The organism is Ignavibacteriales bacterium (assembly GCA_026390575.1).
Taxonomy (GTDB): Bacteria; Bacteroidota; Ignavibacteria; order UBA10030; family UBA10030; genus Fen-1298.
Genome location: JAPLFR010000001.1, coordinates 83,313 through 95,893 on the forward strand (window position 1 = coordinate 83,313; position 12,581 = coordinate 95,893).

The window sequence follows — 12,581 nt, forward strand, 5'->3', positions numbered from 1 at the left end:
GATTATTCCCCTATGCGGCTTGTTTTAATTGTCGGTTAGTTAATAGTTCTTCAAAGTTCCAAATATGATTCGTTACATTTGCTTGCATTGCAGGTGTAACCCGTAAGGATTGATGAACGCGAACAAAGTTATAGTAAAAGAAATACAAGGCAAGATTGGCTTTCAGGTTATCGAATTTCTTGGAAAAGCCGTTTGTGAGTCGAGTAAATCTACGCATTTGCATTCTCATGGTCAAGTTTTGGCGTTCAATGTAACTTGTGGAAATGTGTTCTCTAATGGGTTCACCGATTAAGGATTTCAATGTTACGCTTGCTATACATGGAGGAGAGTAGCGTTTTTCGCTTGTGCTTGGTTCACGATAACTTTTATGAATTTGTCCATAATCAATATCAGAGCCGAATACACGATGGACGGCTTCATAGTATGCACCAAACGAATCAGAAGAAAGTTGAAAGCGGGTTTTAATGCGTCCCCTTAAATCAGAAATAAACGAATATGCGGTTTTTCCAGTTCTTTTCCCAACTATGAACAATGGAACAAGTTTGGTTTCCGCGTCTAACGCTATAAATACGTATTGGTCGCCTAATTCGGTATTATCTTTTTCACGCGGTAAAACGTGTCTTTGTTTCTTTCCGACGTACGTCCATATCTCGTCAATTTCGATGAACTTACTTTCGAGGTTTACTAATTGGCTGTCGAGAATATCGCTTGCCCTTGTTCCGGCTTCAACAAGCAAGCGCATGATCGTGTCTCTGTGTGTATTTGTTAAGCGTTCAATACTACGAATGGAAAGCCCTTCAACTAAACTTGATAGAATTAAGGCTTTTTTAGAGAGTGGTAAAGTGTTCATTGCGAAGCTCCTAAAGTTTGGGGTTGACTTTATCCCCGCAATGAACGAAATTAGAGTGTGGTTCAATGTCCGTTCATTCGGGCTTGGATTATCGGAGCTTGTAAGTGTTCAAGCACTTACAGGCTCATTGTTTATTAAGAATCAAAAAAAGCATGCTCTGAAATCTGCTGAGTCCTTCCGATCAGGTTATCTCTCAGCATTTCCAGCTTTGCCGTCTTCGTACACCCAAAAGCAGTACGGGACTTTAGCTGACAACTTAGATTTCGTACAAGATTTAGAGCATGCCTATTTATTTCACTTTGTTTCACGCAAAGAAATCCTTCCGTCTTCTAACCGTGTAAAGCGTTTCTTCTTATCCTTTTTTACCAGATTCGCTAAAACATTTCTTGGATTATTTAAACTAAGCTTTACTCTCTTTTCTCTAAGAAGTTCGATAGCCCGATTGATTTCCAGCGTATTATTTTCTTTGAGAATGATTTCAAGGAAATCGCCTAAACTTGAATTGAGCGATGAGGGAAGCAAGATAGACGGCTCTTCTCCAAAAAAAGTTTTATATGCATCTTTTAAAGAATTAATCTTTTCCTCAACAGCGTGGAGGTTCAACTCTATTTCAGAATGTCTGTCTAATAGAGTTGAATGTTCGTTTACCAATTTTTGGAGTTCATCAAGAATTGGTTGTTTTGGTATATGCAGTTTCATTGTCTTCTCCGTAATCATATTACGGATATAAATTACGTAATGTATATTACAGTGTCAAGTACAAAATAAAGTTTTTTTGTTCTTTGAAAAGTGTTGCATTGTGCTTTTGGATAAACAAGGAGCATGGCGAGTTTTTAGGCTCGCCATGCTATTAACGAAGTAGAAGTAACAATGTGCTGATGATAACAACTAAAATAGCAGCAACATCAATTTTGACCTCTACTTTGATTTCCGTCTTTCTCATTGTAGTATCCATTGAAAAAGGCAGGAGCGCTCCATACCGTTAATGGAATGGCAGGATTATCGTGGCGTTGCTACCACGTCAAGACCATTGAACGTTACAATGCCCTTGAGTTCGACGAGGCTTCCGCTCAGCATTGTGGTTGTACACAATTGTAGCGGGCTTCTCGCCATTCAGCCGATTGAAGCATCGACAGTGAGACCTCTTCATGGTCTCATACCGCAAGAACATGCTCTTACGAGGTTATGTATGCGGGTCTCTTTGATGGCAAAAGAGATACCACCAAACTTTTATTTAAATGAACGCAATGCAATATTTTTCAAAGATTATTTAAAAGAACAAAATGAGGGATTTATTGTTTTACAACTGGCTGTAATATAACAAGTTAATAGCATCTTAATCAAGTGAAATATGAGGTGTTGAAAATTTAATGTAAAAAGGTAAAAAACGCACTTGACAAGATGAACATAATTCATATATCAGGCTTTTAAGTGAAAACGGAAAAATAGTAATGATTGAAAACGAATTAAAAACGAAGTCCTATTTCAAATTAGGACAGCACCAAATATTCAAACTTTAACTTCGAAAACTCCATATATCTTATAATAAAATGTTCATGTTTCCAATAACATTTTTTCATCTCTCTCAATATTCAACACAATAGGAGGTGTGAAATAATTATTTATTTTAGATCGATTGCTCTTGAATAGAAAATTAATAATAAATCTAATCGCTTATTTTTTCGCAATGTTAAAAGTCAATTATGTCGGAATTCACATCGAAAAATTGATTGAAGTATTCCGATCAGTATTTTACTTATTCTTTCCTGTTTCTATTTTCGCAAATTATAGTTTGATTACTACAAAGATCATGCAGCGTTGAATAACTTTTAAAGGGATGTACCATGAATAAATCCACCGTTGTTTCAGCATTTGCGATTGTCCTGTTTTGTTTTTCATTCTCTTTCAGTCAGATCGGAGCGTCCATCGATCCTTTGATTGCGCACATCGATTCTACTGTAAAACCGGGTAATGACTTTTTTCTGTATGCCAACGGGAAATGGTTCAAGGAAAATCCGATTCCTGCAAGCGAGGCAAGCAATGGTCTGTGGCAAATTATACAGGATACGATTAACGAACAAATCCGCAATGTATGCGAATCCTCCGCCGCAATAACAAATGCTGAGAAGGGGAGCAATAAGCAAAAGATCGGCGATTTCTTCAGAACCGGAATGGACAGCATTGCGCTCAATGCCCATGGCATTGCCGATCTGAAGAACGATATTGCTATGATTGATAAAATAAAAAACCTGATGGATGTTGCCAAAGCAGCCGCGAACCTCCATGTCGTTGCAGGAGCTCCGCTGTTTAGGTTTGGTGTTGCACAGGATGATAGGATTAGCAGTAAAAATGCAATCTTCATATCCCAAGGCGGACTGAGTTTACCTGATCGCAGATTTTACTTGGACACTGACGAACGATCTCTATCAATCCGCCAAAAATTTGTTGAGCATATCGGTAGAATGTTCAAGATCATAGGTTATAATGATAGTAAATCGCAGCTTGCCGCCACGAATATTATGAAACTAGAGACAGCGATTGCTACAACTTCCAGAAAGAAGGAAGATACCCGTGATCCCGTAAAGAATTATAATAAGATCTCGTATAAACAATTGCTGTCTTCTACGCCACATTTCGATTGGACAGTCTTCGCGGAGAATGCTGGATTTCGGATTCGCGTGGACACAGTGATTGTTGGCCAGCCTGAATTTCTCACCGCGCTCGACGGTTATCTACAATCTTTTTCGCTTGAAAATTGGAAGGATTATCTGAAATATCATCTTGTGAGCAGTCTTGCACGCTATGTAGATGATAAAACGTATTTGGAGAATTTTAGTTTCTATTCCACAGTCTTGCGCGGTGTTCCTGAACCGAAACCGCGATGGAAACGTGTCGTGGAACAGAGTGACCGCTCGCTCGGAGAACTCATCGGTCAAGTCTATTGCGCAGAATCTCTTCCCAAAGGAACAAAGGAAAAATTATTGGAAATTGGAAATGCGATTAAGCGCGTGTATGCCGAGCGGATTAAGAATCTCGATTGGATGAGCGAAGCAACGAAAGAGAAGGCACTAAAAAAGCTGAACACGGTGATTATGAAAGTTGGCTATCCGGATAAATGGAAAGACTTGAGTAGTATGGAAATCGACAGGTCCTCATTCGTCAAAAATGTTATGAATGCAAATGCCTGGGACTTTGGGTATATGATTTCTAAATACGGAAAGCCGGTAGACCGAACCGAATGGGATATGCAGCCGCAGACGTATAATGCGTACTATAATCCATCGAACAATGAAATTTGCGTTCCGGGCTGCAACATCATTGTGCCGGGATATGAACGGGTGCTTGCAGATGATGCACTTCTCTATTCTATTATCGGCGGCTCCACATTTGGGCATGAAATTACACATGGCTTCGATGATCAAGGCTGTCAGTATGATGAAAACGGCAATCTCAACAATTGGTGGACGGCTGAGGATAGCTCAAAGTTCTTTGCCAAGACGAAAATGATCGTCAAGCAGTTTGACGGTTATATTGCTGTGGACAGTTTACATATCAACGGCGAGTTGACGCAGGGTGAAAATATTGCCGATCTTGCCGGCGTGATGATGGGATTTGAAGCGTTTAAGAATACTCTGCAGTTTAAGAACAATGAGATCATCGCCGGATTGAATCCAAACCAGCGGTTTTTCCTTGCCTACGCATTTGCTTGGATGATCAATATGCGTCCGGAAGGAATAGCGAGCCAGGTAAAAAGCGATGTGCATTCGCCAGCCAAGTTTCGTGTGATAGGACCTCTCGCCGATATTCCAGAGTTCTATACGACATTTCATATACAAGAAGGTGACGTGATGTGGCGTCCAGAGAATCTACGCGTAAAGATCTGGTGATGAAGAATGATCAACAATGATACACTCAAAACATGGAATAAGGACGCTCTGATACTGACGGGAGCGCTGCTTCTGATTGTCAAAACGGAGTACTACTGGAAACAAATTGGCGGATTAGTACCTCTTGTTGTAAAAATTATTATTGTTATGCTGGCAGCAGGAATCGTTGTGATGATGATTCTCACTTCGAAGCATATTTATAAAGAAAGCGGACCATTAAAGGTGAAAATGTTTCTTCCGTTGTTCATCTATGTACTTGGACTGAGCTTCTCCTTTACTGATCCTTTGAACTTCAATGCAGAAAATTTTCAGAGTAAAGTCATTCTCAAAGGACATTTCAAGGCAGAGATGAGAACTGCTACGATCACGTTCAGGCGTAATGGACATGTAGAATTTGAAGGCACGGGCTTTTTTAAGTTCACATTTTATTATGGCGGAACGTGGACTCGAAGTCATGACACGTTGAGAACTACCTTTGGTAAAGATGCTCCTATTCCATGGGGGGATCAGTTAGTCGTCTATCCCAATGATAAACTTCTCTTGCCGCTTGATACGATAGCAGCAACTGAAGATTTTCCCGGATTTCTTCTCGATGAAGGAACCATTGATGTTGAGTCGTTTCACGTCGGAGATCATTCAACAAGGATTTTATGAGGCAGGAGGTAATCATGAATAGAACTATTCTCATTATTATTCTTCTAATTGTTGTTGTATGCGGCAGCGGTATCGCCGGAATATTTATATATAAAGGCATGACCGAGAAATCCAAAGCGGAACACCATCTCTCCGTTGATAAAATTGAAAAGATGGGGAAGCTGGAACTTGTTAAAATAAATATTAAGGATGTGTTAGAACAAACTGCTGAGCGGCCGTTTTTCCTGCCAAACGCAAAAGCGGTTCTAATTGTAGCCGGCGAAGTCTTTGCAGGAATTGATCTTGAGAAAGTGAAGAAGGAAGATATCGTCGAATCCGGCACGCAAGTCTCTATCACATTGCCAAAACCAGAAATATTGATGTCAAAAATCAATCACGAGAAATCAAAAATCTACAATGTGCAATGGGGTGGATTCTCTACTGCACATCTGATTGATGAAGGATATAAAAATGCCGAACTGGCAATAATCGATGAGGCCAAAAGCATCGGTTATGAAAACACTTGTCAGAACAATGCGAAACTGCTTCTCATGCCAATATTTCGTGAGCTTTCCGGAAAGGAAGTCGAAATACTTTTTAAAAATTAATCGTTAGAATTCAGTGATATTCTCTTCCTCACATTCTCTCGCCGATATTCTGGAGTTCCCTCTACCCTTTAGTATTAACCTAGGCGATGCACTGTGGCGTGCAGATAGCTTGCGTGTGAAGATATGGTAAAATAACTATAGCCACAATTTTGGATTGACTTTTCTAACTTGAAAAACTTGTTCGCGATTTTGAAGAACGTGAAATGATGAAGGTGATAAAAAGATAGTAGTTAAGTTGAAGAATTACTATATTAATAAAAGTTATAAACGGTTGGAAGTGCAGCAGAAAAGTTTTCACAATAGACGCTCCAAAGCAAAGTTCTTTAGCGAATGTGTATGTTGACTTTCAAGAAGAAAGGCAACCTATATTTGACAGACAGAAATAGATAATCTTGTTTTTCATTATCATATTTAATAAACCATACAAAGAAGGACAAAATGAAAAAGAATGATGATTCCAACGACTCACATCTGAAATCCTCTCGGAGAAAATTTCTAACAACTGCTGGAGCTGCAGCTGCTGGGATTGCCCTCAACCCATTTACAAAATCGGAACAGCTTTTTGCGCAAACGCAGAAGAGTTCAATTGTCACTCCAGTTAAAGTAGGAGTGGCTGCTGCGACTGATTATGATCCGGTAACATTAAAAACAAAAATTCAGGGTCTATTCGAGGATATAGGTGGAATAAGTGATATAGCAAGCGCAGGGAATAAAATTGCAATAAAAATTAACATAACTGGCGGAACAAGTCCAGCAACAAGCCAATACCTCAAAGGAGTTCCCGCAGTAGAATCTATCTTCACGCATCCTGAAGTGCTTCGTGCGGTCGGACAGCTTTTAATCGATGGCGGTGTTCGTCCAGCTGATATTTATATTGTTGAGGCGATTTGGGATCAAGGCTCCTATGACAACTATGGGTACAAAGCCGTGCAACAATCTTTGGGGGTTAACGTTGTAAATCTCAACAATACAGCACCGTATACATCTTTTGCAGATGTACCAGTGGGTACTAATGCATATTACTATAGCACTATCAAGTTAAATCGAATTTTAACATCTTCTGAAATTAATTTTTTTATTTCTATCCCGAAAATGAAGGAACATAGAACAGCAGGCATAACAAACGGAATGAAGAATTTGATTGGCATTACCCCTATCTCTTATTACCAACTTTCAGGTTCCTCCGGATGGCGATCCCAACTTCATCAACATGTAGCTGGAGGAAATGCATATACAGGTTTACCACGATCAATTTGTGATCTAAATATGGCAAGGCCAATTCATCTTGTAGTATCCGATGGTATAAAAAATTCAAGAGGTGCTGAAGTGCCAGACGGCAATGCCTTTAGAACTTGTGCAGACAACATCTTAATCGTTGGGAGAGATCCCGTTGCAACCGATTCAATTGCCACACAGAGGATGGGATACAATCCTGAAGCTACACAGCTACTCGTTGCTGGAAGTAAAACTCAAATGTGTGATAATCATCTTGATTTGGCACACAACGCAGGGATAGGAACAAACCAACTCAGCGAAATTCAGGTAATTGGCACTACTGGAGTTACATCCCCACGCCAAAGAATTGCGGAACCGGATGGTTTTGTGTTATCACAAAATTGGCCTAATCCATTCAATCCAACGTCCAACATTACATACCATACTCCAAAATCAGCACATGTTACGCTGAAGCTCTACAATTCCATTGGACAAGAAGTTGTAACGCTCGTGGATGGCGTTGTATCTGCTGGAGATCATCAATTACAGTGGAATGCGAGGAATCTTCCAAGCGGAATCTATTTCTGCATAATGCGATCTGGAGAATTTTCTGAAGTAATAAAATTAGTTCTGCAAAAGTAACAAAAAGCTTCACCTTATTATTTACATGGCGATTACTGTTCTTAAGGATTATTCCTAAGGATAAGTGTCGCCATTATTGTGTACTGACTGCTGATATTTTCTAATAGCTATGTGGAGTGCAGACAGCGTGCATTTGAAGATTTGGTAATTTAACTATAGTCGTTATTTTGGAGCAACTTTTCCGACGGAATTTCCGTATAAACAGAAAAAGTTGAGATCATTGTCAATGTCTTCTTCTTTACCACAACATTTCTCAGATTCTGCGGCATGCAACGAACAAACCCGATCGCAAATTGAAAATCTCTATCAAGAATTAAATTCTTGTAAGCGTTCACTCGAAGATTTATTCGCACGTCAAACTATTGTTCAAAAGCAATCGGCCCTAAAAAAAATGCTGGTGAAGTCAAATGGACGTTTGATTATTGTGCACTCTGACGATATCGATTGGATTGAAGCGTGGGGAGATTATATCCGATTGCATTGCAAGGGAAAGACTCACATTGTCCATCAGAAAATAGGAGATGTGGAAGTGAGGCTGGATTCAGAGAAATTTCTTCGCATCGGTCGATCGGCGATTGTGAATGTTGAACGCATCAAAGAATTAGAGTCGCTTAATCATGGCAATTATATCATAACCTTGTCTGATTCTACACAATTGAATCTGAGCCGCAACTATCGCGATCGCTTATTAACATTATTCGGAACCCATCTTTGAATTCCACCGTTGTTTTATTCTTATCATAGCAACAACCGCGTAATAATTACCTGCATTAAAAGCGCGTGTTATCTTTGCTTCAATAATTTATTCTTCAACAGCTTCCATGAAATTTATTTTGATGTATCATAGTAGGTTGGTATGATAAATATTGTCTTAGAGATATAACCCTTTTTCTAAGTTACTGAATAGGTGATAATATGAAAAAAGAAGAATTCCTTACATTAGCCACAAAGTACTTATCGAGGGAGGCATCTGTCGATGAGATTGAACATTTGAATTCATTGGTAAAACAAAAGAAGTATTCCGTTTTATTCAATACGATCACTGAGAAATGGGAAAAAGCAGGACACGGAGAGCCATCGTCTGAATACAATATCGAAAGAGGCATCAAAGTGCTTACGGCTAAGATCCGGAGTCACCATCCATCATTTCGATGGGAAAAGGATGTAAAACAACATACAATATTTTTTTATCGGCCGATGTACCTACGAATTGCCGCATCATTCGCAGTTCTGATTATTCTTGTCACGGGGGCTTTGTTCGTCGTCAATGTCCTGAAACAGAGATCGGTTTTAATGGCGTGGAATGAAAAGAAAACAGTCATGGGGGAAAAGAGTATTGTCACATTGCTTGATGGAACGAAGATAACGCTCAATGCCGATAGCAAATTGAAATACCCTGTGCGCTTCGGTGAAGATTTGCGTGAGGTCTCTCTAGAAGGTGAAGCGTACTTTGAAGTTACTCAGCAAGCGAACAAACCGTTTGTTGTTCATACGGGAAAGGTTTCAACGACTGATCTTGGAACGAAGTTTAATATCAGCGCATTCCCAAGCGAAGAAATAATAGCGGTCTCACTGGAGGAGGGCAAAGTAGAAGTATCCACAAACAATTCCGGGGCAAAGAAAGAGGATGTCATTTTATCGCCCGCGCAGCAATTGATTTACAATAAGGAGAAAGAAACAAGTACAATAGAACTATTCGAATCTCAAAAAGCTCTAGGATGGAAAGACAACATCCTTGTCTTTGATAATGAACCATTGTCAAAAGTACTCGTTCCTCTGGAAAGATATTTTGGCGTAAAGTTTGAAATAGCGGATCAAGTATTAGCCGATCGAACCATTAAAGCTAACTTTAAAAATGAATCATTTTGGACGGTAGTGAAAGTCATCGAGAAGGCAACAGGTTTAGCCTATAAAACGAGTAAGGAAAACAATGAACTGAAGAAGATCGTTTTTTATGAAAAGTAAAATAATTCAGATATTTCAAATATTCATTTTTTGTTCATTCATTGGATTAGCATTAGAAACCCTTTTTAAGAACAACCTTCTTGCTTCTCAACGTTTAGAAGATAAGAAACTTGAAGATGTGCGGATAAAGATGACTGGCAGAGATATTTCTGTCGAGCAGGCATTCCACATGATTGAACAGCAGACTGATTTCAAGTTTTTTTATATCAAAGAAGACGTGCCGCTCCATGATAAAATTATAATACCTCAGGAAGAAGAATCTCTTTATCAGATCCTTCAGGATTTTGGTAAAGAGTTCGACTTAGCTTTCAGCAGAATTAACAATCAAATTGTTGCTAAAAAAAACGGAAATGTTCTGCCTAAAACATATAAAGTGCAGGGTACTGTTCGTGATGCTTCCACGAATGAACCGCTTGCCTTTGCCAGCATTATTGTCGACGGAACACAACAAGGAACAATGACGGATGCCAGCGGGAGATTCACGATTGTTCTTGCTCAAAACACTAATCACCTTCGATGCAGTTATGTTGGGTACAAGACTGAAGTCGTTGCCCTTTCAGAACAAAAGGATATTCCTTTAACGATTCGCTTGTATACGATGGATATGCTCTTGCAAGATGTAACGGTCTATGCACACCGGTGGGATGTGGAAGATCAGAGTGAAGTCAGCATGCTCTCTCTTCAAAGCGACAACATTAAAAATATCACATCAGCCATTCCGGACGTTATGCGATCTATTCAGATGCTGCCGGGAGTATCGACCAATAATGAGTTTAGTGCAAAATTTAATGTGCGCGGCGGGAATCAGGACGAAAATCTCGTTCTGGTGAATGGTACACAAGTTTACGATCCGTTTCATATAAAAGAGGCGTCCAACGCAAGCATCGGAATTTTCAACGTTGATATGATCCGGAAGATGGATCTTATCACGGGCGGATTTACCGCTCGGTATGGTGATAGAATGAGCTCGGTGCTCAATATTGACTATCGCGAAGGAAATCGAGATCGCGTACAAGGAACAGTAAGTTTGAGTATGACGAATGTCGATGCACTGGTAGAGGGTCCAATTGGAGAACGGGGTTCGTTTATCATTGCAGGAAGAAAAAGTTATATCGAGTACGCTTTAAAAATGTTAGATGCAGACCCGAATATCAATATTTCCTTCTATGACGTTCAAGGGGTTATCGGTTATTCATTGAATCCCAAGCAAAATTTTTTACTGAAATTTATACATGCCGGCGATACCTTCTTTAATAATCCGGATCGAAATGTCCACGGACCAATATTCGCCACAGAGTACCCGCAAGGGTCTCCGGTCCCGACGAGCCGCAAATGGGGTGATTCCGTCGATGCTCGTGCAAGCTATTACAGCAACATGATTGCGCTCCAGAGTATGACGATTCTCTCTTCCTCAGCTTTGGTAAAATCCGAGATATCTATTTATGATCAACGTGACGAAGAGAATTCCTGGAACGATGACTTTTACAACTATCGAGGAATGTATGGGTCGGCAAATATTTTTGATAATTATAAGAATGAACATCTCTACAGAAATAATCTCCGCATCCAAACCTTAGAACTGAATTCATCATTTGATGTGCAGTTAATTTCTTCTTATGGAATGAAGGCGGGAGCCAGTTATCAACATATCAATTACATCCAGGATCTGATATATCAAAGTCGTGGCGAGAGGTCAGAAAATTTTAGCATGTACCCTTACACAACAGTACATCCGTACATTCAAAATTATGATGCTAATATGACGGGGGAAATTAACACGCAATCTTACAAGGCTGCCGGATTTCTTGAAAACATTATCCAGTTGAATGATCAATTGCTCTTCAACATAGGCGGCCGTTTCGATTATTTCGATTTGAATAAGGACCTCACATGGAGTCCGCGGATAAACGTTGCATATCGAACGGGAAGTGGAGTGGTTGTTCGAGGAGCGTGGGGATATTATTATCAATCTCCTATTTATCGTCAGATCGCTTATCCGGTTGCATCGGATACAAACACACAATCGGAACGTGCGATTCACTCGGTGCTCGGTGTCGACTATACTATGATGTTCAACCCCCTAATACAGCACTTCTTAAAAATCAAATTAGAAGGGTATCGTAAGCGATACGACAATCTTATATCCGCAAGGCAAACAAGTGAAGGAATGGTATATTACTCACGCAAGAACGATGCGACAGGAGAGGCTTGGGGAATCGATGGATGCATTACATACTCACATCCCGGATTTTATGGATGGATCAGTTACGGATATCTTCAATCAGATCAAAGGCTGATTCATGATACGCTTGGGCATTCTTTTCCCCGGAATACGGATCAACGCCACACCATCGCAGCAACAGGTGAATTTGGACTTGGAAGTGATTGGACGATGAGCCTGCGTTTTGTGTACGGCAGCGGATATGCGTATACTCCACAAGTTGCAGTTAAAAATGGCCAAATCTGGAGTTGGATACAAGAATCTCCCAATTCAGATTATATGTCGCCGTACAAACGCGTTGACGTAAGAATCAACAAAGATTTTCAGATTTTCGGGAAATCGACATCAGTGTTTCTTGACGTCAGTAATCTCTTCAATTTTGCAAATGTTCAGGCATATCGATATAACTTTGATTACCTGGGCAATCCCTCAAGGGAAGAAGTAAAACTCTGGTCGATTCTGCCGACGTTTGGTATGTCGGTACGATTCTGATACTGTTCTCGACAACGAGAGGAGTGAGACTTTATGCACTCCGATAAATTTGGTCTACATTTAACCTG

At 39.9% G+C, this 12,581-nt stretch carries 10 protein-coding genes; 8 read left to right on the forward strand and 2 right to left on the reverse strand.

Features of this window, described 5'->3' with window-relative positions; translation table 11 throughout:
- Positions 1 to 10: 10 nt before the first annotated feature.
- Together NTX44_00390 and NTX44_00395 are read right to left on the reverse strand one after the other, a co-directional pair.
- On the reverse strand, positions 11 to 850 hold the full coding sequence (locus NTX44_00390) for an IS1 family transposase (protein MCX6120064.1): 840 nt from the start codon (positions 848 to 850) through the stop codon (positions 11 to 13).
- Between the two features lie 294 nt (positions 851 to 1,144).
- Positions 1,145 to 1,549, reverse strand: a complete 405-nt coding sequence (locus NTX44_00395) for a hypothetical protein (protein ID MCX6120065.1) — start codon at positions 1,547 to 1,549, stop codon at positions 1,145 to 1,147.
- Positions 1,550 to 1,835: 286 nt separating this feature from the next.
- Here NTX44_00395 and NTX44_00400 point away from each other — a divergent pair, with 286 nt between their 5' ends.
- The 8 genes from NTX44_00400 (at position 1,836) to NTX44_00435 (ending at position 12,513) form a co-directional block, all read left to right on the forward strand.
- On the forward strand, positions 1,836 to 2,171 hold the full coding sequence (locus NTX44_00400) for a hypothetical protein (GenBank protein ID MCX6120066.1): 336 nt from the start codon (positions 1,836 to 1,838) through the stop codon (positions 2,169 to 2,171).
- Between the two features lie 523 nt (positions 2,172 to 2,694).
- Complete coding sequence (locus tag NTX44_00405) at positions 2,695 to 4,737, forward strand: M13 family metallopeptidase (protein ID MCX6120067.1); 2,043 nt, start codon at positions 2,695 to 2,697, stop codon at positions 4,735 to 4,737.
- A 6-nt stretch (positions 4,738 to 4,743) separates the two neighbouring features.
- Positions 4,744 to 5,391, forward strand: coding sequence for a hypothetical protein (locus tag NTX44_00410; GenBank protein ID MCX6120068.1), 648 nt, complete (start codon positions 4,744 to 4,746; stop codon positions 5,389 to 5,391).
- A 14-nt stretch (positions 5,392 to 5,405) separates the two neighbouring features.
- Positions 5,406 to 5,978 (forward strand): DUF4230 domain-containing protein, encoded by a 573-nt coding sequence (locus tag NTX44_00415; protein ID MCX6120069.1) that lies wholly within the window; start codon positions 5,406 to 5,408, stop codon positions 5,976 to 5,978.
- A 438-nt stretch (positions 5,979 to 6,416) separates the two neighbouring features.
- The gene (locus tag NTX44_00420) at positions 6,417 to 7,835 is read left to right on the forward strand and encodes a DUF362 domain-containing protein (GenBank protein ID MCX6120070.1); all 1,419 of its coding nucleotides are present in this window, start codon (positions 6,417 to 6,419) and stop codon (positions 7,833 to 7,835) included.
- A gap of 226 nt (positions 7,836 to 8,061) precedes the next feature.
- Positions 8,062 to 8,550, forward strand: a complete 489-nt coding sequence (locus tag NTX44_00425; GenBank protein MCX6120071.1) for a LytTR family DNA-binding domain-containing protein — start codon at positions 8,062 to 8,064, stop codon at positions 8,548 to 8,550.
- A 200-nt stretch (positions 8,551 to 8,750) separates the two neighbouring features.
- Positions 8,751 to 9,800: a FecR domain-containing protein gene (locus NTX44_00430; protein ID MCX6120072.1), complete on the forward strand. Its 1,050-nt coding sequence runs from the start codon at positions 8,751 to 8,753 to the stop codon at positions 9,798 to 9,800.
- Positions 9,790 to 12,513 (forward strand): TonB-dependent receptor, encoded by a 2,724-nt coding sequence (locus NTX44_00435; protein MCX6120073.1) that lies wholly within the window; start codon positions 9,790 to 9,792, stop codon positions 12,511 to 12,513. The genes NTX44_00430 and NTX44_00435 overlap by 11 nt, the downstream gene beginning before the upstream one ends.
- Positions 12,514 to 12,581 lie beyond the last annotated feature (68 nt).